Annotated in this window: 20 protein-coding genes; 11 read left to right on the top strand and 9 right to left on the bottom strand. The window is 61.1% G+C overall.

What is annotated here, in order from left to right:
• Positions 1–96: 96 nt before the first annotated feature.
• Together ABTV29_RS09675 and ABTV29_RS09670 are read right to left on the bottom strand one after the other, a co-directional pair.
• On the bottom strand, positions 97–615 hold the full coding sequence (locus ABTV29_RS09675; RefSeq protein ID WP_433769858.1) for a cupin domain-containing protein: 519 nt from the start codon (positions 613–615) through the stop codon (positions 97–99).
• Between the two features lie 79 nt (positions 616–694).
• Entirely contained in the window at positions 695–1,513 is an 819-nt protein-coding gene (locus ABTV29_RS09670) for a shikimate 5-dehydrogenase (RefSeq protein WP_433769857.1), read from the bottom strand.
• Positions 1,514–1,757: 244 nt separating this feature from the next.
• Between ABTV29_RS09670 and ABTV29_RS09665 the strand changes: the two genes are divergently transcribed.
• The 3 genes from ABTV29_RS09665 (at position 1,758) to ABTV29_RS09655 (ending at position 2,966) form a co-directional block, all read left to right on the top strand.
• Complete coding sequence (locus tag ABTV29_RS09665) at positions 1,758–2,117, top strand: hypothetical protein (RefSeq protein WP_433769856.1); 360 nt, start codon at positions 1,758–1,760, stop codon at positions 2,115–2,117.
• Positions 2,118–2,464: 347 nt separating this feature from the next.
• Positions 2,465–2,659: a hypothetical protein gene (locus ABTV29_RS09660; protein ID WP_433769855.1), complete on the top strand. Its 195-nt coding sequence runs from the start codon at positions 2,465–2,467 to the stop codon at positions 2,657–2,659.
• Positions 2,660–2,774: 115 nt separating this feature from the next.
• Positions 2,775–2,966 carry a hypothetical protein gene (locus tag ABTV29_RS09655; RefSeq protein WP_433771809.1) on the top strand — a complete coding sequence of 64 codons (192 nt, stop codon included), beginning with the start codon at positions 2,775–2,777 and terminating at the stop codon, positions 2,964–2,966.
• On the opposite strand, the gene ABTV29_RS09650 is transcribed toward ABTV29_RS09655, so the two are convergent.
• Positions 2,963–4,024, bottom strand: coding sequence for an AI-2E family transporter (locus ABTV29_RS09650; protein WP_433769854.1), 1,062 nt, complete (start codon positions 4,022–4,024; stop codon positions 2,963–2,965). The genes ABTV29_RS09655 and ABTV29_RS09650 overlap by 4 nt on opposite strands.
• A gap of 163 nt (positions 4,025–4,187) precedes the next feature.
• Between ABTV29_RS09650 and yegQ the strand changes: the two genes are divergently transcribed.
• Entirely contained in the window at positions 4,188–5,513 is a 1,326-nt protein-coding gene (yegQ, locus tag ABTV29_RS09645; RefSeq protein WP_433769853.1) for a tRNA 5-hydroxyuridine modification protein YegQ, read from the top strand.
• A gap of 96 nt (positions 5,514–5,609) precedes the next feature.
• Here yegQ and ABTV29_RS09640 read toward each other — a convergent pair whose 3' ends face one another.
• On the bottom strand, positions 5,610–6,473 hold the full coding sequence (locus tag ABTV29_RS09640) for a LysR family transcriptional regulator (RefSeq protein ID WP_433769852.1): 864 nt from the start codon (positions 6,471–6,473) through the stop codon (positions 5,610–5,612).
• A gap of 98 nt (positions 6,474–6,571) precedes the next feature.
• Between ABTV29_RS09640 and ABTV29_RS09635 the strand changes: the two genes are divergently transcribed.
• Positions 6,572–7,480, top strand: coding sequence for a DMT family transporter (locus tag ABTV29_RS09635; RefSeq protein WP_433769851.1), 909 nt, complete (start codon positions 6,572–6,574; stop codon positions 7,478–7,480).
• A gap of 128 nt (positions 7,481–7,608) precedes the next feature.
• Here ABTV29_RS09635 and ABTV29_RS09630 read toward each other — a convergent pair whose 3' ends face one another.
• The gene (locus ABTV29_RS09630; RefSeq protein WP_433769850.1) at positions 7,609–8,319 is read right to left on the bottom strand and encodes a FadR/GntR family transcriptional regulator; all 711 of its coding nucleotides are present in this window, start codon (positions 8,317–8,319) and stop codon (positions 7,609–7,611) included.
• Between the two features lie 300 nt (positions 8,320–8,619).
• On the opposite strand from ABTV29_RS09630, the gene ABTV29_RS09625 reads away from it, so the two are divergent.
• Together ABTV29_RS09625 and gudD are read left to right on the top strand one after the other, a co-directional pair.
• Positions 8,620–9,945, top strand: a complete 1,326-nt coding sequence (locus tag ABTV29_RS09625) for an MFS transporter (RefSeq protein WP_433771807.1) — start codon at positions 8,620–8,622, stop codon at positions 9,943–9,945.
• 26 nt (positions 9,946–9,971) lie between these two features.
• Positions 9,972–11,315 (top strand): glucarate dehydratase, encoded by a 1,344-nt coding sequence (gene gudD, locus ABTV29_RS09620; RefSeq protein WP_433769849.1) that lies wholly within the window; start codon positions 9,972–9,974, stop codon positions 11,313–11,315.
• Positions 11,316–11,441: 126 nt separating this feature from the next.
• On the opposite strand, the gene ABTV29_RS09615 is transcribed toward gudD, so the two are convergent.
• Complete coding sequence (locus tag ABTV29_RS09615) at positions 11,442–12,320, bottom strand: LysR family transcriptional regulator (protein ID WP_433769848.1); 879 nt, start codon at positions 12,318–12,320, stop codon at positions 11,442–11,444.
• Between the two features lie 159 nt (positions 12,321–12,479).
• Between ABTV29_RS09615 and ampC the strand changes: the two genes are divergently transcribed.
• The 4 genes from ampC (at position 12,480) to ABTV29_RS09595 (ending at position 20,373) form a co-directional block, all read left to right on the top strand.
• Positions 12,480–13,634, top strand: coding sequence for a class C beta-lactamase (gene ampC, locus ABTV29_RS09610; RefSeq protein WP_433769847.1), 1,155 nt, complete (start codon positions 12,480–12,482; stop codon positions 13,632–13,634).
• 300 nt (positions 13,635–13,934) lie between these two features.
• Complete coding sequence (locus ABTV29_RS09605) at positions 13,935–14,558, top strand: response regulator (protein WP_433769846.1); 624 nt, start codon at positions 13,935–13,937, stop codon at positions 14,556–14,558.
• 6 nt (positions 14,559–14,564) lie between these two features.
• Positions 14,565–18,128, top strand: a complete 3,564-nt coding sequence (locus ABTV29_RS09600) for an ATP-binding protein (protein ID WP_433769845.1) — start codon at positions 14,565–14,567, stop codon at positions 18,126–18,128.
• 103 nt (positions 18,129–18,231) lie between these two features.
• Positions 18,232–20,373, top strand: coding sequence for an autotransporter outer membrane beta-barrel domain-containing protein (locus tag ABTV29_RS09595; protein WP_433769844.1), 2,142 nt, complete (start codon positions 18,232–18,234; stop codon positions 20,371–20,373).
• Between the two features lie 128 nt (positions 20,374–20,501).
• On the opposite strand, the gene ABTV29_RS09590 is transcribed toward ABTV29_RS09595, so the two are convergent.
• The 3 genes from ABTV29_RS09590 to ABTV29_RS09580 all read right to left on the bottom strand — a co-directional run bounded on the left by ABTV29_RS09590 (position 20,502) and on the right by ABTV29_RS09580 (position 23,086).
• Positions 20,502–21,080, bottom strand: a complete 579-nt coding sequence (locus tag ABTV29_RS09590) for a DUF4174 domain-containing protein (protein ID WP_433769843.1) — start codon at positions 21,078–21,080, stop codon at positions 20,502–20,504.
• Positions 21,081–21,344: 264 nt separating this feature from the next.
• Positions 21,345–22,130, bottom strand: coding sequence for a sulfite exporter TauE/SafE family protein (locus ABTV29_RS09585; RefSeq protein ID WP_433769842.1), 786 nt, complete (start codon positions 22,128–22,130; stop codon positions 21,345–21,347).
• A 218-nt stretch (positions 22,131–22,348) separates the two neighbouring features.
• Positions 22,349–23,086 (bottom strand): hypothetical protein, encoded by a 738-nt coding sequence (locus tag ABTV29_RS09580; protein WP_433769841.1) that lies wholly within the window; start codon positions 23,084–23,086, stop codon positions 22,349–22,351.
• Between the last annotated feature and the right edge of the window lie 10 nt (positions 23,087–23,096).

Here is a 23,096-nt window from a genome sequence, read left to right as displayed (position 1 = left end):
GCCTGCTCGCGAAAGCGGTCTGTCAGTCACATCGATTTCGAATGTGCCACCGCCATCGCGAGCAGGCTCGCTCCCACAGTGGGTTTATGGTGTCACTTACTCACCCTCCCAATAATCCACCCCATCCGCCTGCCGGGCCACGGCGACAAAACCCGAGGCATTGCCCTGGGCATCGACCTTGAAATCATCCATCACCGCATATTTTCCAGAGTCCGGGTACTCGCAGATCTCCGGTGACTGCTGGGTGCTGATCGCCAGATAGCGCAGCTCGGCGTTGCTGGTATTGATGATCTGGTGCGCCTGTTCCGGGCCACCCGGCGGACAGGCGATCACGTCACCGGCGCGGATCGCAAAACGCTCGGCGCCCAAGCGCACTTCACCCTCCCCGGCCACGACGTAGAACATTTCTTCGTTCACCCGATGACTGTGAAACGGACTGCCGCGCATCCCCGGTTCCAGCGCATACAGGCGATAACCGAGCTTCTGCGCGCCCAGTTGCTGACCGATGCGCGCCTGGCGCTGTTGATAGCGACCGGCGGTCTCCCCGGTCGGGGCGAACGCCTCGGGTAGCGGTTCGAGTACGACTTGATCCAGATTGAGAATCGGGGGATGCATGGCAAACCTCGGTCATGGTGGTTGCTGTTGGAGGCCAGCAGTATAGGCAAGGGCAAAATCAAAAGATCTTCAGTAGCGATCAACCCCGGGCAAACGCCACCGCCGCCTGAAACTGCTCCTGCGTGGGACGAACGCCGGTGTACAGCACAAATTGCTCCAGCGCCTGGATTGCAATCACCTCCAGCCCGGTAATCACCTTTTTGCCCTCGGTTCTAGCGCGCACGATCATCGGCGTTTCCGAGGGAATCGCCACCACATCGAAGATGATGTCCGCCGCTTTGATAACGTCGGCCTCGAATGCCAGTTGACCGGCTTCCGGTCCGCCATCCATGCCCACCGGGGTCACGTTGACCAGCATCTGCGGGCGCCGGGCACCGAGTTCTGCTTGCCACTCGTAACCCAGTGAATCGGCCAGGGCACGGCCTGCCGTCTCGTTCCGGGCCACGATCAGGCCGTTCTTGTAGCCGCCGTCACGCAAGGCGCTGGCCACGGCCTTGCCCATGCCGCCGCTGCCACGCAGGGCGAACGTGGTGTCCTTGGGCACCGCGTGGGTCTCCAGCAGTTGAGCGACGGCAATGTAGTCGGTGTTGTAGGCCTTCAGATGGCCGTCGGTATTGACGATGGTGTTGATCGATTGAATGGCGGCGGCCGAGGCGTCCAGTTCGTCGACCAGCGGGATGCAGGCTTCCTTGAACGGCATCGACACGCCGCAGCCGCGAATCCCCAGGGCGCGAATGCCGCCCACCGCGCCCGGCAAGTCCTTGCTGCTGAACGCCTTGTAGTAGAAGTTCAGGCCCAGTTGTTCATACAGGTGATTGTGAAACCGCAGGCCAAAATTGCCAGGGCGCCCGGAGAGCGACATGCATAGTTGAGTGTCTCGGTTGGGGTTCATCTGCATGTGAATCTCCTTGCAATGCACTTTCGGATGGACGGGATTAGCCGGCCATCGTGTTCTGATCGATCATATTCCTGTGCCCGCAGGCCGGATTAAACATCGGTAAACGAGCCGGTACAGACCTTACACAAAATTTACCCAGCGGCTGTGCTGATTTTCCAAAAAATGCTGTCTTAGTAGTATCCCCGCGACAATCCTTGGGTCTATTGCAGACACAAGCGCCGGGTCGAAGAACCGAGGAATTATCATGATCCGTAAAGTCCCCACAGTTGCTCTGCTGATCGGTGCTCTGGCTATCACAGGGCAGGCGCAAGCCCATGGTGGTGGCAATGACGCGGCGGTATTTGGAGCGATCGTGGGTACGGCCATCGTCGGCTCGGCCCTGATCAACGCCAATCGACCCGTGTATGTCGCGCCACAACCGGTCTATGCCCAACCGGTCTACGCCCCGCCACCACCGGTCTACTACGCACCGCCGCCACCGGTTTATTACCAGCCGGCCCCGGTGTACGTGCAACAGCCGATCTACTACCGCCCGGCCCCGGTCTACTACGGACCGCCCCGCGGCTACTATTACGGCCATGGCCACGGTTATGGTCGCTGGTAACAGGCTCGAAAAGCCCCGCCGAAAGCGGGGCTTTTTCATGCCTGCGATTTTCTCCAAAACACCCTGCTCCCTGTAGGAGCGAGCTTGCTCGCGATGGCCGTTAACGATAACGCGGGCAATCTGAATGCCCGCGTTGACTGGGCGACCATCGCGAGCAGGCTCGCTCCTACAGATGTAGTAGCCGTTCGTCGGTGGAAGTCTGGATAAATCTCGTCGGTGTCGCTATCGGGACAGTCCCGGCTGTGCAGGCGGGCAAAAATGCGCAAAACAGACATATTTATGTCATGTCAGAGCCGCAAGCTTGAACCTGTCCGCCAACAACAGGTATTCACAACAAGGACGCCCCCATGCCCACGCAGAACCCGCACCGCATCGTCGGCCTGTGCACCTCGAGCAAGGTGTACAACACCCTCACCGAGCTCAAGCAACTGGAAGGCCACCGCAGCGCCAAGTTCCTCGCGCTGCTGACCCAGAACCTGGTGCAAAAAGGCCTGCTCAGCGAGCGGGAAGTGGTGCACATGCTCGATCAGGTGGTGGACTGAACGACGGACGGTCAATTGGACTCAACGCCATCAATGACCACTATCGAAAACGGTGATTGTCGGAAAATTCGCCACCCTCGTAAGGTATCTCCATAGATTGATGGAGGTTCCTATGATGTCTCAAGTTCAGATCATGTCCGTAATCGGCAGTGCCGTTCCCGCTCCTCTCAGGGCTTCCGGGCTGCTTGCCTGCTGGTATCTGGTGCTCGATGGCGAGCAGATCAGTGGTCCGCTCACTTCGCTGCCGGCGGCCCAGGCCATGTCGCAACGCTATGCCCAGGACCACTCAGGCAAGCTCAGCGCCTAAGGCAGCTGAACCCGAGGTTTGGTTTCGAGGAAAATGTCCCAACTGGACATGAACAGCGCCGCGATCAATGGGCCGATGACAAACCCGTTGAGCCCGAACACCGCCAGGCCGCCAAGGGTCGAGATCAGGATCAGGTAATCCGGCATCTTCGTATCCTTGCCCACCAGGATCGGGCGCAGCACGTTATCCACCAGGCCGATCACGAACACCCCGAACAAACCCAGCACCACGCCTTGCCAGACCGCACCGGTGAACAGGAAAAACGCCGCCACCGGCGCCCAGACAATCCCCGCGCCGACCGCTGGCAACAGCGACAAAAATGCCATCAACACCGCCCAGAGCAACGCGCTGGGGATGTCCAGAAACCAGAAAATCAGACCGCCCAGCGCGCCTTGGGTGATTGCCACCAGCAGGTTGCCTTTCACCGTGGCCCGCACCACCCGGTTGAACTTGAGCTGTAACCGACGCTTCTGCTGTTCTTCCAGCGGGATGGCGGCGCGCACCTTGCGTGCGAGCTCGGCGCCGTCGCGCAGGAAAAAGAACAACAGGTACAGCATGATGAAAAAGCTGACGATGAACTCGAACGTGCCCTGGCCGAAGCTGAAGGCCTGGGTCGCCAGCGTTTGTCCCCCGGCAACCGAGCTCTTGATGATCTTCTCCCGCATCCCCTCCAACCCGCCCAGCCCGAAGCGATCCATCAAATGCTGGAAGTACGGCGGCAAGCTGTGCTTGAACTGCGCGACATACCCGGCGATGTCCAGTTCGCCGCTTTCGATGCTTTTGTAGACCGCGGCCCCCTCCTGAACCAGGAAGATGCCGAGGACAATCACCGGCAGGATCGCGATCACCAGGCAGATGCTCAACGTGAGTAGCGACGTCAGGTTGCGCTGCCAGCCAAGCTTGAGTTGCAAGCGGCGCTGCATGGGCGCGAACAGGATGCCGAGGATCACCGCCCAGAACACAGCGCCGTAGAACGGCAACAGGATCCAGATGAAGGCAATGCTCACCACGCCCAGCAGAATCGTCAGCGATTTGTCTTGCACGCTCTCTTCGTTCATGTCCGATCCATGCCAGTGCGCCGGGACGCGAATGTCCGCCCTGATGCTTAGGCCACAACGGCTCGCGCGAGTGCCATCGATTTGTGCATCAAGCATAGATCCAGATCAATAAATCCCCGGGGCAAGGCGTATACCCTGCGCGACTTTTGCGACCACACCCGCCATGAAGCTCATTGCCCCCGAATTGCTCGCCCCTGCCGGCACCCTGAAAAACATGCGTTATGCCTTCGCCTACGGCGCCGATGCCGTGTACGCCGGCCAGCCGCGCTACAGCCTGCGGGTGCGCAACAACGAATTCGACCATGCCAACCTCGCCCTCGGGATCCGCGAGGCACAGGCCCAGGGCAAGCGTTTCTACGTGGTGGTCAACATCGCGCCGCACAATGCCAAGCTCAAAACCTTCCTCAAGGACCTGGCGCCGATCATCGCCATGGCGCCCGATGCGCTGATCATGTCCGACCCCGGGCTGATCATGTTGGTGCGCCGGCACTACCCGCAGACGCCGATTCACCTGTCGGTGCAGGCCAACACGGTGAATTGGGCGAGCGTCGAGTTCTGGCAGCAACAGGGCCTGAGCCGGATCATCCTGTCGCGGGAGTTGTCCCTGGAGGAAATCGCTGAAATCCGCCAACAGGTGCCGGCGATGGAGCTGGAGGTGTTCGTCCATGGCGCGCTGTGCATGGCCTATTCCGGTCGCTGCCTGCTATCGGGCTACATGAACAAACGCGATGCCAACCAGGGCAGCTGCACCAATGCCTGCCGCTGGAAATACTCGGCGCAGGAGGCCACGCAAGACCTGCTCGGCGAGATCGTCCAGCAGTATCAGCCGGAGCCGACCCTGGGCATCGGAGCACCGACCGAGCAGCTGTTCCTGTTGCAGGAAGCCAATCGCCCCGACGAGCTGATGCCGGCTTTCGAAGATGAACACGGCACCTACATCATGAACGCCAAGGACCTGCGCGCCGTGCAGCATGTCGAACGTTTGACGCAGATGGGCGTGCATTCACTGAAGATCGAGGGGCGGACCAAATCGCATTTCTATTGCGCGCGGACCACCCAGGTCTATCGCCGGGCAATCGACGACGCGGTGGCGGGTCGCGAGTTTGACCGCAACCTCATGACCGACCTCGAATCCCTCGCCCAGCGCGGATACACCGAGGGCTTCCTGCGCCGGCACGTGCATGACGAGTATCAGAACTACCAAAACGGCAGTTCGGTGTCGGAACGGCAGCAGTTCGTTGGCGAACTGACCGGCGAGCGGCGGGATCGGCTGGCGGAAGTGAAGGTGAAAAACCGCTTTGCCCTGGGCGATCACATGGAATTGATGACACCCAAGGGCAACTTCCACTTCGATCTGCATCAGCTGTACAACGCCAAGGGCGAACCTGTCGACGTGGCGCCGGGGGATGGGCATACGGTTTATCTGCCGATACCGGATGCGGTGGATTTGAATTTCGGGTTGTTGATGCGGGATGTGAATGCAACATAAAAACACTGCGACCTGTGGGAGCAAGGCTTGCCCGCGATGGCGTCCTCAAGATCGCCATCGCGGGCAAGCCTTGCTCCTACAGGGATCGTGTCGCTCTCAGGCGAATTCCTCACGCAACATCGCCACAAACGCTTCCCGCGCCGGGTGCACCCCGGCGTTTTCGTGCCAGTAGAACAGGTTGTCGATGGCCGTCAGTTCGGGAAACTCATACCCCACGCAGCCCGCCCCCTTGGCGTATTGATCGAACACGCCCTTGGGCACCAACGCCACGCCGGCCCCGGCGCTGACGCAACCGACAATCGCACCATAACTGGCCAGACTGACAATCGGCAGCGCCTGGCCCTGGCGCAACAGCCAATGCTCCAGCGCCGCACGGTACGGACAGCCCTGGGGCCACATGAACACGGTCTTGTCCTGCAAATCCGTCATGTCGCGCACCGGCCCCAGTGAGGTCGAGGCGATCAGCAACAGGTCCTCGCGGTACATCGGTGTGCGCTTGAGGTGCGAGCGCTCGACATCCACCGCCACAATCGCGCCGTCGAGGCGATGGCTCAGGGTGTCATCGAGCAATTGGCCCCAGGTGCCGGTGGTCAGTTCCAGCGCCACCGCCGGGTAACGCTTGTGGAATTTCGCCAGCAAGCGCGGCAGGCGACCGGTGGCCGAAGACTCGATGGCACCAATGCGCAACGGCCCGGACGGTTCGGCGGACGGGTCCACCGCGCGCTTGGCTTCGGCCGTCAGGGCGAGGATTTTCGCGGCGTAGGCCAGAAAAGTCTGGCCCGACGGGCTGATGCGCAGACCGCGTCCCTCACGCAGAAACAACGCCACACCCAACTCCGCTTCCAGCGCCTTGATTCGCGCCGTGATGTTCGACGGCACGCAATGCAGCACCTCGGCCGCGCGGGCAATGCTGCCGACCTCGGCGACAGTCTTGAACATGCGAATCTGCGCCAGCTCCATATACATCACTCAAAGTGAACGGTTCGCGCAGTATAAGTCAGTTGTGGCGAATGATTCGAGTTCCGATACTCCGTGCATCAGCCATCCGGTGCACGCCCATGAACGCCCTGACGCCCTCCCCCGTTTCCCCCTTGAAAATCATCCTGGCCATGACCTTCGTCGTTGTGTGCTGGGGCTATTCCCCGAGCGGCATTCACATCGGCCTGCAGGCCTACGATCCGGTGCACCTGGCGCTGGCGCGCTTTCTGCTGGCGTCGGCATTCATGGCCGTGGTGGCGCTGTTGAAGGGCATTCGCCTGCCCAGCCTTCGCGATGTGCCGCTGCTGATGGCGCTGGGGTTCTTTGCGGTGAGCCTGCACCACGTGGCGATCAACTTCGGCCAGCAGGGCGTCAGCGCCGGCGCATCGAGCGTACTGGCACAGACGACGCCGCTGTTCAGCACCCTGCTGGCGCGGTTTGTGTTCAAGGACCGCATCAGCCTGTGGCGCTGGGGCTGCGTGATCCTCGGCTTGCTGGGTGTGCTGATTGTGGTTGCGGGCGACCATGGCCTGGGCAGCATCGATGCCCATGGCTTGCTGATCCTGTTGGCGGCGTTGTCCTGGAGCCTGTACTTCGCCCTGCAAAAACATCACAGCGGGCGTTATGACGGGCTGACGCTCGTGTGCTACACGGTCTGGTCCGGCACCGCATTGCTGCTGGTTTTCCTGCCGGGCCTGGTGGATCAAGTCGTCAATGCGTCATTGCCCGCGCAGTTCGCGGTCGTTGCATTGGGGATTTTCCCGAGTGCCCTGGCCTATCTGGCGTGGGCCTATGTGCTGGCCCACGTGGACCTGAGCCGGGCGACGATGACGCTTTACCTGGTGCCGCCGACGGCGATGGCGATTGCATCGGTGACGCTGGGGGAGCGACCGACCTTGATGGTGGCGGTGGGTGGCGTGGTGGTGTTGATCAGTGTGCTGGCGTTGAACCTGGAGCGGCGGCCGGGGGTTCGGGTGGCAAATGCGTAATCAATGAAATCCCCCTGTGGGAGCGATCCTGCTCGCGATGGGGTCGGAACATTCAGCATTGATGCTGCCTGACACTCCGCCATCGCGAGCAGGCTCGCTCCCACAGGGGATATACGGTGTGACCGCCATCAAGTCGGCGAAAACCGATCCCGGCTGTTGGTCAGGTGCAACCACATCGCCGCCCGCGCCGCATCGGGATCCTGGCGCTTGATGGCATTGAGGATCGCCTCATGTTCGAGATTGGCCAGTTGCCCGAGCTTGCTCAGATCCACCGCCCCACGTTCAGCCGCGTTGACCCGGGTGCGCGGAATCATCGCATTGCCCAGGTGCTGCATGATTTCGGTGAAGCACAGGTTACCGGTGGCCTCAGCGATCAATAGATGAAAACGCCGGTCGGCCTCGACACAACTGTCATTGTTGGCCAACAGGCTTTGATAGTCGTCCAGCGCCTGGCGCATCTGTGCCAGTTGCTGCTCGGTGCGACGGCTGGCGGCCAGCGCCGCGGCCTGGGTTTCCAGGCCCATGCGCAGTTCGAGGATGCTGCGCACCCCCAGCGCGGTATCGACATTCAGCCGCAGCCCCTGCTCCGGCGCGCGCTCCAGCACGAAAGTACCGATGCCGTGACGGGTTTCCACCAGCCCCGAGGCCTGCAATTTGGAGATCGCCTCGCGCACGACTGTGCGACTGACCCCATGCTCCTGAACGATGCTGTTCTCTGACGGCAGCTTGTCGCCGGGCAGCATCTGCCCGAGCAGGATGCGCTCGGTCAGCTTGGTCACCAGATCGTGGGCCAGATTGTGGCTGCGCTTGCGGGCAGGCAGGTCGAGGTCTTCTTGCATGGCAATCATCCAAAGGCGGCGCTGGCGAAATCGTAGCACTGCGCCCGCTCTTAATCTCGAAAAACAACACTCAACTTGTATGACAACACTCAACAAGTGCTGCAAAGACACTCCCTTTTGAAGCCTGACCAAACCAGAAACAGAATAATAAACTGGCTAATCATGGCGATTTTGTTGGCCATAGGCAGTTGCGTTGTGAAAAAACGTAGTTGTATGATGTCTATCAACACGCAGCACCCGCCTCACCCCGCATAAAAATAATCAGTGGGAGAAAACGCAGTGAATACACCCAACTCCGCGATGGAAAACGGTGCCGATTCGGCCCTGCAATCCGCGATCTCGAAAGTCAAACGCCACGTCCTGCCGTTGTTCGTCATCATGTTCATCGTCAATTACATTGACCGGGTGAACATCGGTTTCGTCCGCGCCCACATGGAGCACGACCTGGGCATCGGCGCTGCCGCCTACGGCCTCGGTGCCGGCCTGTTCTTCATCGGTTACGCGCTCTTCGAAGTCCCCTCCAACATCCTTCTGCAAAAAGTCGGCGCCCGTATCTGGCTGACCCGCATCATGCTGACCTGGGGGCTGGTGGCCGCCGCCATGGCCTTCATCCAGAACGAAACCCACTTCTACATCCTGCGATTTCTGCTGGGCGTGGCTGAAGCAGGGTTCTTTCCCGGGGTGATCTACTACTTCACCCGCTGGTTGCCCGGAGCGGAACGCGGCAAGGCGATCGCGATTTTCCTCAGCGGCTCGGCGTTCGCTTCGCTGATTTCCGGCCCGTTGTCCGGCCTGCTCCTGCAAATCAACGGGCTGGGCATGCACGGCTGGCAATGGATGTACTTCATCGAGGGCATGTTCTCGGTGGGCCTGTGCTTCTTTGTCTGGTTCTGGCTGGACTCCAAGCCTCACGACGCCAAATGGCTGAGCCGCGACGAACAGGACGCGCTGGTCAAGGCCATCGACGCCGAGCAGGCCGCCCGCGAGGCCGCGACGCCAGTCAAGGCCACCCTGGGCAAACTGCTCAAGGATCGGCAGATCATCCTGTTCTGCGTGATCTACTTCTTCATTCAACTGACCATCTACGCCGCCACCTTCTGGCTGCCGAGCATCATCAAGAAGATGGGCGACCTGAGCGATTTCCAGGTCGGGATGTTCAACTCGATCCCGTGGTTGCTGTCGATTGTCGGCATGTACGCCTTCGCCACCCTGTCGGCCAAATGGAAGCACCAGCAAGCCTGGGTCGCCGGCGCCCTGCTGATCGCTGCCGCCGGAATGTTCATGTCGACCACCGGCGGGCCGATCTTCGCCTTCGTCGCGATCTGCTTTGCCGCACTGGGTTTCAAATCGGCCTCGTCGCTGTTCTGGCCCATCCCCCAGGCCTATCTGGATGCACGGATCGCCGCCGGCGTCATCGCGCTGATCAACTCGGTGGGCAACCTTGGCGGCTTCGTAGCCCCCACCACCTTCGGCCTGCTGGAAGAACGCACCGGTTCCATCCAGGGCGGCCTGTATGGCCTGGCCGCGACCTCGATCATTGCCGCGATCATCGTCTTCGCCGCCCGTAACAAACCCAAAACCGCACCAGCCATTGCCACGGCTACCCCTGCGACGAATCACGCCTGAATTCCGCTTTTGAGAAGGACAAGAACATGACCCCGCACGAAACCGCCAAAGCCCCGATCATCACCAGCATGGAAGTCGTCCCGGTGGCCGGCCACGACGGCATGCTGCTCAACCTGAGCGGCGCCCACGGCCCGTTTTTCACCCGCAACATCGTGATTCTCAGGGACAACGCCGGCCACACCGGCGTCGGCGAAGTACCCGGTGGCGAACGCATCCGCCAGACCCTCGAAGATGCCCGCAGCCTGGTGGTCGGCAGCCCGATCGGCACCTACCAGAAGATTCTCAACCAGGTGCGCCAGACCTTCGCCGACCGCGATGCCGGCGGCCGTGGCCTGCAGACCTTCGACCTGCGCATCACCATTCACGCGGTGACCGGCCTTGAGGCCGCGCTGCTCGACCTGCTCGGCCAGCACCTGGAGGTGCCGGTCGCGGCCCTGCTCGGTGAAGGCCAGCAGCGCGATGAAGTGAAAATGCTCGGCTACCTGTTCTATGTCGGCGACCGCCAGCAAACCGACCTCGCTTACCGCAGCGAAGCGGATGCCGACAACGACTGGTTCCGCGTGCGTCACGAAAAGGCCATGACCGCCGACGCCGTGGTGCGCCTCGCCGAAGCCGCCCATGCGCGTTATGGCTTCAAGGACTTCAAGCTCAAGGGTGGCGTGCTCAGTGGCGACGCGGAAATCGAAGCGGTCACCGCCCTCGCCGAACGCTTCCCCGATGCGCGCATCACCCTCGACCCGAATGGCGCCTGGTCACTCAAGGAAGCCATCCGTTTGTGCCGCGACCAGCACAAGGTGCTGGCCTATGCGGAAGACCCTTGCGGTGCGGAAAACGGCTACTCGGGTCGCGAAGTCATGGCCGAGTTCCGCCGGGCCACGGGCCTGAAAACCGCGACCAACATGATCGCCACCGACTGGCGGGAAATGGGCCACGCGATCCAGCTGCAATCGGTCGACATCCCATTGGCCGACCCGCATTTCTGGACGATGCAGGGTTCGGTACGCGTCGCGCAGATGTGCCACGAATGGGGCCTGACCTGGGGTTCGCACTCCAATAACCACTTCGACATTTCCCTGGCCATGTTCACCCACGTCGCGGCCGCCGCGCCGGGCGAGATCACCGCCATCGACACCCACTGGATCTGGCAGGACGGCCAGCGCCTGACCAAGGCACCGCTGCAAATCGTCGACGGTTGCGTGCAGGTGCCGCAAAAACCGGGGCTGGGGGTCGAGCTGGATATGGACCAACTGGCCAGGGCCCATGAACTGTACAAAGGCATGGGCCTGGGGGCACGGGATGACAGCGTGGCGATGCAGCTCCTGATTCCGGGCTGGAAGTTCGATAACAAGCGGCCGTGTCTGGTGCGCTAGTTCTATCGAAACTGGACAAACCTGTGGGAGCGAGCCTGCTCGCGATAGCGGCCTGCCAGTCAACATCCGTGTTGAATGTGATATCGCATCGCGAGCAGGCTCGCTCCCACAGGAGAAGGGCTCCGGTTAACCCGGTTGTGCCGCTTGCAGCAGCCAACCCTTGAACGCCGCCATCGCCGACGTTTCAGCCCGCGACTGCAATCGGGTCAGCCAGTAACTACCAGTGGTGATGTGAATCGGGAAAGGCTGCTCAATCCCCCCCACAGCCAACTGCCGCGAGAACATCAACGGCGGCGCCAGCGCCACGCCCGCGCCTTGCAGGGCCGCCTCCATCATCGCCAGTGACGAGTCGAAGACAATGCTTCTGGGCGACACCGCCAGGTTCGCCAGCCCGGCCGCCTGGAACCACTCCGGCCACTCATCCGCGCGATAGGAACGCAACAGCGTCTGCTGCAACATATCCGCCGGCTCGCGCAGTTGCCGGGCGATATCCGCCGTGCACAACACCGACAGCGGCGCCTCAATCAATCGCACGGCCTCGATACCATGCCAGGCACCGGCGCCAAATCGAATGGCGTAATCCAGCCCTTCGGCGGCTACGTCCACCCGGTTGTTATGGGTCGACAGGCGCAAATCTATGAACGGATGTTTCGCCTGAAAGTCCGCCAATCGCGGCAACAACCAGCCCACCGCGAAGGTCCCCACCGCCCCGACCGTCAACACTTCACGCAAATGACCGCCCTGAAAACACCCCAGGGTTTCGGCGATGCGGTCGAAACTCTCGCGCAGCACCGGCAGCAGGGTTTCTCCTTCCCGGGTCAGCATCAGCCCGCGGGGCAGGCGCTTGAACAGGGCCACGCCCAACTGCGACTCCAGGCTCTTGACCTGATGGCTCACCGCCGCCTGGGTGACGCACAGCTCCACCGCCGCCCGGGTAAAACTCAAGTGCCGCGCCGACGCCTCGAAGGCGCGCAAGGCATTGAGCGGTAATTGAGGACGGATCATGCCTACTCCATAATTTTTCTAATGGCTCGTGCAAAATATCATCGGTTGTTCAGCCTCGAAAGACTGCATAGATTTGCCTTCGCCCAACCGTGGCCCTATTGAAAAACCGCTCGGCGTGCAGCGGTTAGTCCCCTGACAACTCATGGAAGTGATTGCGTGATGTCTCATACCAACCTGAACAAGCTAGCGGCCTGCAGTGCTTTGCTGCTTTCACTCGGCGCCAGCCAATGCATGGCGGACGACCACCTGCAAGGCATCGTCGATGCGGCCATGAAACCGGTGATGCAACAGCAGCAGATCCCCGGCGTGGCGATTGCCATCACCGTGAAAGGCCAACCCCATTACTTTAACTACGGTATCGCTTCAAAAGAAACCGGCAACGCCGTCAGCGAAAACACCCTGTTCGAAATCGGCTCGGTGAGCAAAACCTTCACCGCCACCCTCGCCGCCTACGCACAGGCCAGTGGCAAGCTGGACCTTTCAGCCAAGGCCAGCCAGATCCTGCCCGCATTGCGCGGCAGTGCGTTCGACAACATCAGCGTGCTGCAACTGGGCACCTACACACCGGGCGGACTGCCGCTGCAATTCCCCGACGAGTTCGATGCGCCGGACAAGATGCTCGGCTATTTCCAGCACTGGAAACCGACCTACGCACCGGGCAGCCATCGCCAGTACTCCAACCCGAGCCTGGGCCTGTTCGGTTATCTGGCCGCGCAAAGCCTGGGCACGCCGTTCGATGAGGCCATGGAAAACACCCTGCTGCCCAAACTCGGCCTGAAACACACCTACCTCAAGGTGCCGCAGGACCAGATGGGCCTTTACGCACAGGGCTACAACAAGGATGACAAACCGGTACGGGTCGGTCCGGGCGCACTGGACTCGGAGGCTTACGGGGTGAAAACCAGCGCGGCGGACATGATCCGCTACGTTCAGGCGAACATGCAGCCGGCGAAGCTGGAAAAACCCATGCAGCAGGCCATTGCCACCACCCACACCGGCTACTACAGGGTCGGCGACATGACCCAGGGCCTGGGCTGGGAGTCCTACCCCTACCCGGTCAAGCTAGACACCCTGTTGGCGGGCAACTCCGCGCAGATGGCGTACGAACCCCATGAAGTGCAGTGGAACAACCCGCCACAGGCACCCCGGCAGGACGCACTGTTCAACAAGACCGGCTCCACCGGCGGCTTCGGCGCCTACGTGGCCTATGTGCCCGCGAAAGACATCGGCATCGTGATCCTGGCCAACAAGAACTACCCGAACCCGGAGCGGGTGAAAGTGGCTGATGCGATCCTGAGTGCACTGACCAAGTAAATTGAAGCAACTCACCTGTGGGAGCGAGCCTGCTCGCGATAGCGGTCTGACCGTCGACGCAGATGTCGAATGTGAGGGCCTCATCGCGAGCAGGCTCGCTCCCACAATGTCGAGCAGCAACAAGCAACGTTGTGCGCTTGCCAAAAAGCCAAGCGCCACTCCTGTGCCACCGCCCCTTTCACCCCCCTCGTCCAAACCGCGTACGATCCCGCCCTTTTTAATCCACCCCGCCACGCATCGCCCCCTGAAAGCCCCTTTCAGCCCAGGGACTATGCTGAAACAGGGCATGAGGACTGATCCATGAAAGTGCTGTTGGTCGATGACCACGCGGTAGTGCGCATGGCGATCGGGATGATTCTGGCCCGTGAAGGCCATGAGATTGTCGGCGAGTGCGATAACGGCGTGGATGCCTTGAGCAAGGCGTTCGAGCTCAAGCCCGATGCGATTGTGCTCGACCTCGACATTCCGCAGCTCGATGGCATGGCGGTGATCGACCGGTTGCGCATCGGCGGCAGTGCAGCCCACGTGCTGGTGCACACCGGGCTGAAAAGCCAGGCCTACGCCGCGCAGTGCATTCGCGCCGGCGCGGCGGCGTTCCTGTCGAAAATCGACGATCCATCGGAGATCGCCAGCGCCCTCAAGGCCGTTGCCGGCGGCAAGACCTGGTTCCCCATCGGTACCCTCAACTCCGTACGCAAAAACGATTTCGCCCAGGACGATGCGCAGTTGCTCAGCGGCGTTTCGCGGCGCGAACTCAAGGTGTTGCACGGCCTGGCACTGGGCAAGAGCAACAAGGAAATCGCCGATGACATGTTGCTGAGCAACAAGACGGTCAGCACCTACAAAACCCGCCTGATGCAGAAACTCAATGTGTCGACGCTGTTGGAGCTGATTGAATTCGCCAAGCGCAATGACCTGGTCTGAATCGTCATGACCCTCGGACGAATACTGCTGGCCGCGCTGCTGCTGGTGTCATTGCAGGCCCCCGCCGAACCGCTGTCGCTGGTCAGCCGTGCCGCCGACAGCAACGTCAGCCTGACGCTCAATCCGGCGCAGCGCCAATGGCTGGCACACAAGGCGGTGCTGCGGGTTGGCGTGTACCTGCCCGACCGGCCACCGCTGGACATGACGGCCAACAAGAACGATTACGAAGGTTTGTCCGCAGACTACCTCGATGTGCTGGCCCGGGGATTGGGGGTACGCCTGCAGATCGAACGCTACGCCAGCCAGGCACAGGCCCTGGCCGCCCTTCAACACAATGAAATAGACCTGGTCCCGCGGATCAACCGCCTTGAAGAGAGCCATGCCGATCTGCTGCTGAGCGCTCCCTATGCCTACGATCAGGCGGTATTGGTCAGCCGATTCGGCACCCATTGGCCAAATGACCGGCCGCCGACGGGCACCACGGTGCTGTTCGATCCGGACTGGATCACCCAGGAGCGCGTGACCGCGTTGTTCCCGGAACTGACAGTCAAGCCGGTGCTATCGACCATGCAAGGGCTGGGTCTGGTGGCTTATGGCGAAGGCACCGTGTTGCTGACCGACGCGATTTCCGCGCAGTACATGCTCGAACGCAATTATCAGCAGAGCCTGAAGCAGACCATTCAGCGTGACTCCGAGGGGCTGGGCTTCGGCTTTGCCGTACGAGCCCGGGACGAGCAGTTGCGTACCCTGCTCAACAACGCCCTGTCGAAGATTTCACCCCAGGAAGGCGCCGTGATCGCCCGGCGCTGGGGCATTGGCGACAATCCGAAGCTGGGTTACAGCCGATTGCAGTTGACCCCGTCGGAGCAGCAATGGATCAAGGATCATCCGTACATCGATGTGCTGGCCAACGACCTGTACTCGCCCTTCAGCTTCTTCAATGCCGACGGGCAACTGCGGGGAATGGCGGCGGATGTGCTGGAGTCGATCAACGATCGCACGGGGCTGGTTTTCCGCCCGGTCAAGATCACTTCCGTCGACGCCATGGCCAGCCGGGTGCAGCGTGACCCGCCGAGCATCATTGGCGCGCTGACCTACAGCGAACCCCGGGAGGCCAGCCTGTCGTTCTCCCGGCCCTATGTGATGAACCCCTTTGTGCTGGCAACGCGCACCCAGCCCGAACACACGGGCCTGACCGGCCTCAAGGGCCGGCGCGTGGCGATCATCAAAGGCTCGGCCGCCGGCAATTGGCTGGAGCGAGAGTGGCCGGATATTCAACGGGTGGAAGTCGACGCCCCCATCGAATCCTATGAATTGCTCGCCGAGGGCGACGTCGATGGCGTCATTCAGCCGCAACTGGGCGCCACCTACCTGATCGACCGGTTTTTCCGTGGGCGCCTGCAAATCGATTCGGTGATTGGTGCCCAGCCTGCGCTGATCAGTTTCGCCAGCGGCCATCAAAACACCGAACTGATCTCGATCCTCAACAAGGCATTGCTCGACATCAGCCCTGACCAGCTCACCGAACTGGCCACCCGCTGGCAAGACCCGCAGGAAAGCCAGGGTGGCTGGAACGCCTACAAAAACTGGTTCTACCGGGCGGTGCTGGGGTTGGTGGTGGTGGTCCTGGTATTTCTGGCGTGGAACCTGGGGTTGCGCCGGCAGATCGCCGAGCGGCAGAAAGCCCAGAAAGCCTTGAACGACCAACTGGTGTTCATGAAGGTGCTGGTGGATGGCACGCCGCATCCAATTTACGTGCGCGATCGCCAGGGACTGTTGCTGACCTGCAATCGCGCCTACCTGCAAGTCATGGAAGTCGAACTCGACCAGGTCCTGAACAAAGGGCTGATCGAAGCGAACATTCTGCCCTTGGAGGTGGCTCACAGTTACAAGCGTATCCATCGCGCCACCCTCGCCAGTGGCGAACCGTCCTTCGACAACTTCGCGATGACGGTCAAGGACAAGACTTACCACATCTACCACTGGGCCCTACCCTACCGCGATTCCGACGGCACCATGACTGGCGTCATCGGCGGCTGGATCGACCTCACCGAACAGCAACACCTGCAACACGCCTTGCACCAGGCCAAGGACCTGGCCGAAGCGGCCAATCGCGGCAAAAGCCACTTTCTGGCGGTGATGAGCCACGAAATCCGCACGCCCATGAGCGCCCTGATCGGTGTGCTCGAACTGTTGCGCGACCAGCGCCCCGACAGTGAGCTGATCGACATCGCGCAGAAATCCGCCGGCGGCATGATGGAGCTGATCGGCGAGATTCTCGACCTGTCGAAAATCGAGTCCGGCAAGTTCGAACTGCGCAGCGGCGCCTGCCATCCCGCGCGCTTGGTCAACACGGTGATCCAGGGTTTCGCCAGCCTGGCCCGGCAGAAAGACGTGGCGCTGAGCTTCGTCAACAACGGCCCGGACATCGCCGTGGCGCTGGACTCGCTGCGGTTCCGGCAGATCGTGTCGAACCTGATCAGCAACGCGATCAAGTTCACCCCCAAGGGTCAGGTCAGTGTCGAACTGACACTTAGCCCCGAACACCAGCCCGAGCTTCTGCACCTTCGCGTACAGGACACCGGCATCGGCATGAACGCGCAGCAGCGCCAGCGTCTGTTCCAGCCTTACACCCAGTTCGACGCCAACGATACCGAGGTGCAGATTGGCACCGGCCTGGGCCTGGCCATCTGTCAGCAACTGACGCAGCTGATGGGCGGCCAGCTGACCTGTACCAGTGAACCGGGGCACGGGTCCTGTTTCACCTTGACCCTCGGCATTGTCGCCATGGCCGAAGACGAGGCCACGCCGTCACCGGAGGCCGAACAGGTCGTCAGCCTGCCCGAGCGCAGCATCCTGATCGTCGAGGATCACGCGTTCAATCGCATGGTGTTGCAACGGCAACTGGAATCCCTGGGCATGCGGGTACGCTGCGCGCAGAACGGTGTCGAAGGTTTGCGTGTGTGGGAACAGGAAACCTTCGATTACGTCATGACCGACAGCAACATGCCGCAGATGAGTGGCGAGCAGATGACCCGTCGCTTGCGAGCCATCGAAGCGCGTGAAGGACGCCCCGCCACCCATGTGCTGGGGTTGACCGCCAATGCGCAGCCTGAGGAAGTACAGCGGTGTATCGAGGCCGGGATGAATGACTGCCTGTTCAAACCGCTGACTCGTGCGGCCCTTGAACGCTATTTACAGCAGGCCGAACAAAACGGGCGTGATGTGCCAGCCTGTTTCGACATCGGCAAAGTCCGAGAGATTACGGCAGGCGATGAGGCGATGAACCGCCAGTTGCTGACGACGGTGCTGCGTACCAATCAGGAAGACTTCGACGCCCTGCAATCTCTACAGGCGGCAGGCGACTGGATGGCGGTGCAACGTCGTTGCCACAAGATCCTCGGCAGTGCACGGATCATCCATGCGATGCCTTTGATCATCGCTTGCGAAGCGCTGGAAAAAGCCTGCGAAGCGCAAGCGCCCGGCCAAGAGCTCAACCGTCTGGTTGCGGCCTTCAGCCAGCAAATGACCTGCCTTCAGGACAGTATTCGCAGCCACATCGACCCCTGATTTGTAGGAAGCTTCCCACAAGAGATTAGGAAACAGCCGCGTTACCCCCACCCCCTGCATACGGAAAATTCGCGCCACTTTCCCATGCACTCGGTGGTTTCAAATGCTCAAGGTTGGTTTGCGATTTTCGCGGGTTTCGGTCTCAAGCGCCTTGCTGCTGATGTGCGCGGTGCCTGGCAAGTCGTTCGCGGGCAGCTGCGACACACTCAATTGCCAGACCTCCACCCAGACCAATCTTTTGCTGAACGACGGCAGCACGCTGAACGTCGGTACCGGCGGCACAGTCATCGACAGCCAGGTGAGCAACGGGGTCATCAATGCCTGGGACGCTGGCCAGACGCTCAGGACCACGCTGTCGGGCAATGGATGGCTGAACCTGAACGACACTTCCTCGGCGTACGACACCGTGGTGAATGGCGGCCAGATGGTGGTCCTGGGCTCGGCCACCGCTTTTGGCACCACAGTCAATGATGGCTTTCTCGACATATCGCAAACCGGCACGGCCAGCGACACCCGGCTCAATGGCGGCGGGATGTTCGTGTCCATGCAAGGCCAGGCCCGCGACACCCTCGTCAACGCCAGCCAGATGAGTGTCTATCAGGACGGCCAGGCCGAACGCACGACCGTCAATGAAGGTGGCTTGCTGTCGGTCTTCGATCGCGGTGCCATCACTGGCACCCTGGTCAATCAGGGCGGTCAGTTGGATGTCGCGGCAGGCACCATCGTCCATGACACCACCGTCAATCAGGGCGGCCTGATGGTCATGGCCGACCAGGCCGTCGCCAGTGAAACCCGAATCAATCAGGGTGGCCTGCTGCAACTCAAGGGTGACGCAACCCTTGGCTTCAACACCCATGTCGACGGTCAGGTCAACTTCGCCGACCCGGCCATCAACGGCTTTCATACCCTGGCCATCAAAGGCCCATTGACCGGCAACGGCAGCTTCCTGATGAACACTGACCTGGCCGCCCTGCAAGGCGACCTGTTGCAGGTGCAAGGCCAGATCAGCGACATGCACACGCTGGTGGTGGCTGATTCGGGGAATGCGCCCAGTGGCCCATTGCAGAAACTGATGCTGGTGGACGGCAATGGCGGCAACGGCCAATTCAGCCTCTATGGCCAGACCGTGGATGCCGGTGCCTATCGCTACCAGCTGCAACGCCAGGGTGACGATTGGTATCTGGCCAATCTCGCCGAGGTCGAGGTGCCGGATCAGACGCACGAACCACAGGAACCGACTGATTCTGCTGACCCAGTCCCCCCGGTTTTTCCTGTGGCTCCTGCTGAGCCCGACAATCCGCCGCAGCCAAGCCATCGCCCGCAAGCCGAAACCCTGAGCAAGGGCGCCAACGCGGCGCTGGGTAACCAGGCGGCCGCCGCGGCGTTGGTGGGTGCGCAGATGAACGCCACCACGGGGCACTTCGGCGACCTGCGTTCGGGCAAGGACCGCGGCGGGCTCTGGACCCGCGCCTACGGCACCGAACAACGCCTGGACACCGGCACCAGCCGGGCTTTCCAGCAACAAGTGAACGGCATGGAAATCGGTGCCGATAAAGCCCTGCCCTTCGCTGACGGCACCCTCTACGTGGGTGGGCTGCTTGGCCAGGGCCAGGGACGCCAGGATTTCGGCGAGGCCAGCAAAGGCACGATCGACAGCATCACCCTCGGTGGCTATGCCAGCTATCTGAACCACAGTGGGCTGTATGTCGACAGCGCCCTGAAATACAGCCGCCTGGACAACGAAATCAATATCACCAGCAACCTGGGTCACAAGATCAAGGCCAGCTACAAGAACCACGCGGTAAGCGCCGACGTGCAAGTGGGCAAACACATCGACCTGGGCCAGGACTGGTTCGTCGAGCCGCAAGCCGGCGTGCAAATGGCGCGCATCAGCAAGGGCAGCTACACCGCCAGCAACGGCCTGAGCGTCGAACAGCAGGCAATGACCTCGGTGCAAAGCCGCATCGGCGGGATGTTCGGACGCGATCTGCAGCTGGATAACGGCGTGAAGGTCAAACCCTACGCCAAGGCCACCTGGATCACCGAGCATGCCGGTGACAGCCGGGTGAAAGTCAGCGGCGCGAAACTCGACAGTGATTTGCCGGGGTCACGGGCTGAGATGGGTGGCGGGGTGTTGGTGGCTGCGGCCGAGAAGCACAACTTCTATGTCGAGGGCGGGTACACCAAGGGCAGTGATATCGAACAGCCGTGGGCGGTGTCTGTGGGTTACCGCTACAACTGGTAAACAAGGACGGGCACAAAAACTGTAGGAGCGAGCCTGCTCGCGATGGCGGAGTAACAGGCGAAGCAAACGTCGACTGTCAAAACCTCATCGCGAGCAGGCTCGCTCCTACAGGGAAAGTCATTGACCGCTCAATCATCCGGCTGCTCAGGCGGCTTGGCGGGCTTGGCGGGCTTGGCCGGCTTCGCGGGTTTGGCATTCTTGCCGCCCTTGGCCGCCGGCGGCGCTACCTCGGCAGTGACCGGTGGCGGAGTGGGTGCCGCCATTTCCTTCTCTGCCGCCGGCAACGCGTCGATGGTGGCGAAGATTTTCTTCAGGTCCACCGACTTCGATTCTTCCCCCGAGCTTTCGAGCTTTTTCTCGCCGTCCTTGCCCAACAGAATCACTTTCGGCAAGGCCCCGGCCCCCAGCTTCAGCGAACGGATCAAGGCCATGGTGTCCTGTTGACCGAGATCCTTGCCGTCGAGCTGCCCCGACATGTTCAGCACGCTATAGACCTTGATATTGCGCTCCGTCACTCCCTGTTTATTGGCCGGGTCCTCCAGCGCCTTTTTCAGGCTCACCCAGACCGGGTCCACGGTGCTTGAGGCAATGACAACCAGGGGGCGGTACAGGCCTTTATTGACATCCAACGGTGAATCGCCATCGTTGGCCAATAGTGGGCCAGCGAAAGCCAGCAGAGTAGCCAGGGTCAGTGACCTGATGAGCATGCGCATCTCCTTTTGATTTCCACGCTCTAATGATTGCGCATTGCGGCGTTCGTTCCGGGTGACGCTTCGCAAATGTATCTCGCCTTGTCCAAAGCTTAGGTCAGGGCGGTTATTGCGCAACAGGCAGGCGCCATCTCGACCGTCGGAACGGCCGGGGGGAAAATCTGTGGAGAGGCAGGAAGACAGCGGGTGTATTTCGATGACCCGGACGGTCATCTGCTGGAAATATTCACCCGCGAATGAAGCGAGAGTGGCGCGCTGGAATCAGAACGCCAGCTTGTAACCGATCAATACAAGCATGGTCGCAAGGCAGGGACGCAGCAGCTCATCGGAGACACGACCGGTCAAGTGGCTGCCCAGGTAAATCCCCGGCAACGAACCCACCAGCAGGTAACCCAGCACATGCCAATCCATGTTGCCCATGCTCGCGTGGCCCAGGCCTGCGACCAGGGTCAGGGGCACGGCGTGGGCGATTTCCGTGCCCACCAGGCGGCGGGTCGGCAGCAGCGGATAGAGAATGAACAAGGCCACGGTGCCCAGGGCGCCGGCGCCGATGGAGGTCAGGGCGACCATGGTGCCGAGCACCAGTCCGGTAATCACGGTGAGGAAATTAAGGCGCGAACCGCTGGGGTTGTACTTGCCGCCGGCGCGTTTGTGGGCGAAATCCAGCAGGCGTTTCTTGAACAGGATCGCCAGTGCCGTGGCAAACAGGACGAAGCCCAAGGCCTGCTTGATGATCGCATTCATCGCATCCGGCGCTTCGTTCAGGCTGCTCAGGAACCACAGGGTCAACGCCACCGCAGGCACGCTGCCCAAGGTCAGCCAGCCGGTGATCGCCCAGTCGATGTTGTTGTTCTTCTTGTGAACCAGCACACCGCTGGACTTGGTGATGGCTGCGTACAGCAGATCGGTGCCGACCGCCGTTGCCGGGTTGATGCCGAACGCCAACAGGATCGGAGTCATCAATGACCCGCCACCCACGCCAGTCATGCCGACGATAAAGCCGACTGCCAGCCCGGCCACGATCAACCCGATGTTCACTAAATCCATTGAGACGCCCACAAAGATCGCACGAAAAATCTGGCCCGCAGCATAGCGATTTTTCTTATAACTACTTATATCGATGCGATCTATCTTTATGCCATTAACACTGTCTACCTCTGTGGGAGCGAGCCTGCTCGCGATGAGGGCGTGTCAGTCAACACATGAAGCGACTGACACAACGCCATCGCGAGCAGGCTCGCTCCTACAGGGGATTTGTGGAGTGTTTACTGGACGGGAAGGAAGTTGAGGAACAACAGGCTCTGCGCATAATTCAGGCCGATCCGCCGATAACGTTCGTCAAGCATCCGGGTCAGCAGGTCCAGTCGGGCGACGATCTTGCCGAACTCCACGGCAAAGCTCAGGTTGCTGCCCTCCTCCGAAATTTCGTTGGAGAACAGCATGGGCTGGCCATCCTTGTTCTGCCGCTGGCTCAGGATCCAGGTGGCGATTTCGATATTGCGCGCGGCGTTGTTGACGAAGGTCGGGTTGATCTCGTCCGTCATGTAGAACTCCAGGCGATTGCCGTGGGCCGTGACCAGCATGCTTCCAATGGCATAGATGAACGCCCCGACCCGGTCGCCGAGGAACTCCGGGCTCATGGCGAAGCGCAACGCCGCCAGGTCTTTCTTGCCGCCCAGGGTCGGTAACGGCTGTTGCTGTTCGATCGCCATGCGCACCTGCTTGCCTGCGGTGCGGGCATCGAGGAACCCGGATTTTTTCAACTCGTCGGGATTGCGCAGGTAGAGCTTGTTCATCAGCAGATAAAGGCTGTCGAGGTTGTCACGCATCGCCAGGGTGGCCATGCGATCGACACTGGTTTGCAAAAACTCCTGGGGTTTTCCTTCGCGAAGCTGGCTGAACAGATCGTTGCCGGGCTGGTGGCTGCAACCGCTGGCGCAGAGCAGCAACAGCCCGGCCAACAGGCGAACTCGGGTAAAAATTGTGGGCAACGCTCGAACCATATGCGATTGG

The organism is Pseudomonas putida (assembly GCF_050989985.1).
Lineage (GTDB): Bacteria > Pseudomonadota > Gammaproteobacteria > Pseudomonadales > Pseudomonadaceae > Aquipseudomonas > Aquipseudomonas putida_AI.
The sequence above is the reverse complement of the archived record's forward strand: the minus strand, read 5'-3'. Positions and strand labels throughout refer to the sequence as shown.

Bases quoted from the DNA above. Each gene is read 5' to 3' on its own strand.
- ABTV29_RS09585 (WP_433769842.1), bottom strand. From the start codon at position 22,130: ATGGATTTAGTGAACATCGGGTTGATCGTGGCCGGGCTGGCAGTCGGC.
- gudD (WP_433769849.1), top strand. From the start codon at position 9,972: ATGACCCCGCACGAAACCGCCAAAGCCCCGATCATCACCAGCATGGAA.
- ABTV29_RS09590 (WP_433769843.1), bottom strand. From the start codon at position 21,080: ATGCTCATCAGGTCACTGACCCTGGCTACTCTGCTGGCTTTCGCTGGC.
- ampC (WP_433769847.1), top strand. From the start codon at position 12,480: ATGTCTCATACCAACCTGAACAAGCTAGCGGCCTGCAGTGCTTTGCTG.
- ABTV29_RS09615 (WP_433769848.1), bottom strand. From the start codon at position 12,320: ATGATCCGTCCTCAATTACCGCTCAATGCCTTGCGCGCCTTCGAGGCG.
- ABTV29_RS09650 (WP_433769854.1), bottom strand. From the start codon at position 4,024: ATGAACGAAGAGAGCGTGCAAGACAAATCGCTGACGATTCTGCTGGGC.
- ABTV29_RS09625 (WP_433771807.1), top strand. From the start codon at position 8,620: ATGGAAAACGGTGCCGATTCGGCCCTGCAATCCGCGATCTCGAAAGTC.
- ABTV29_RS09635 (WP_433769851.1), top strand. From the start codon at position 6,572: ATGAACGCCCTGACGCCCTCCCCCGTTTCCCCCTTGAAAATCATCCTG.
- ABTV29_RS09600 (WP_433769845.1), top strand. From the start codon at position 14,565: ATGACCCTCGGACGAATACTGCTGGCCGCGCTGCTGCTGGTGTCATTG.
- ABTV29_RS09640 (WP_433769852.1), bottom strand. From the start codon at position 6,473: ATGGAGCTGGCGCAGATTCGCATGTTCAAGACTGTCGCCGAGGTCGGC.
- ABTV29_RS09630 (WP_433769850.1), bottom strand. From the start codon at position 8,319: ATGCAAGAAGACCTCGACCTGCCTGCCCGCAAGCGCAGCCACAATCTG.
- ABTV29_RS09580 (WP_433769841.1), bottom strand. From the start codon at position 23,086: ATGGTTCGAGCGTTGCCCACAATTTTTACCCGAGTTCGCCTGTTGGCC.
- ABTV29_RS09595 (WP_433769844.1), top strand. From the start codon at position 18,232: ATGCTCAAGGTTGGTTTGCGATTTTCGCGGGTTTCGGTCTCAAGCGCC.
- ABTV29_RS09605 (WP_433769846.1), top strand. From the start codon at position 13,935: ATGAAAGTGCTGTTGGTCGATGACCACGCGGTAGTGCGCATGGCGATC.
- ABTV29_RS09675 (WP_433769858.1), bottom strand. From the start codon at position 615: ATGCATCCCCCGATTCTCAATCTGGATCAAGTCGTACTCGAACCGCTA.
- ABTV29_RS09655 (WP_433771809.1), top strand. From the start codon at position 2,775: ATGTCTCAAGTTCAGATCATGTCCGTAATCGGCAGTGCCGTTCCCGCT.
- ABTV29_RS09660 (WP_433769855.1), top strand. From the start codon at position 2,465: ATGCCCACGCAGAACCCGCACCGCATCGTCGGCCTGTGCACCTCGAGC.
- ABTV29_RS09665 (WP_433769856.1), top strand. From the start codon at position 1,758: ATGATCCGTAAAGTCCCCACAGTTGCTCTGCTGATCGGTGCTCTGGCT.
- yegQ (WP_433769853.1), top strand. From the start codon at position 4,188: ATGAAGCTCATTGCCCCCGAATTGCTCGCCCCTGCCGGCACCCTGAAA.
- ABTV29_RS09670 (WP_433769857.1), bottom strand. From the start codon at position 1,513: ATGCAGATGAACCCCAACCGAGACACTCAACTATGCATGTCGCTCTCC.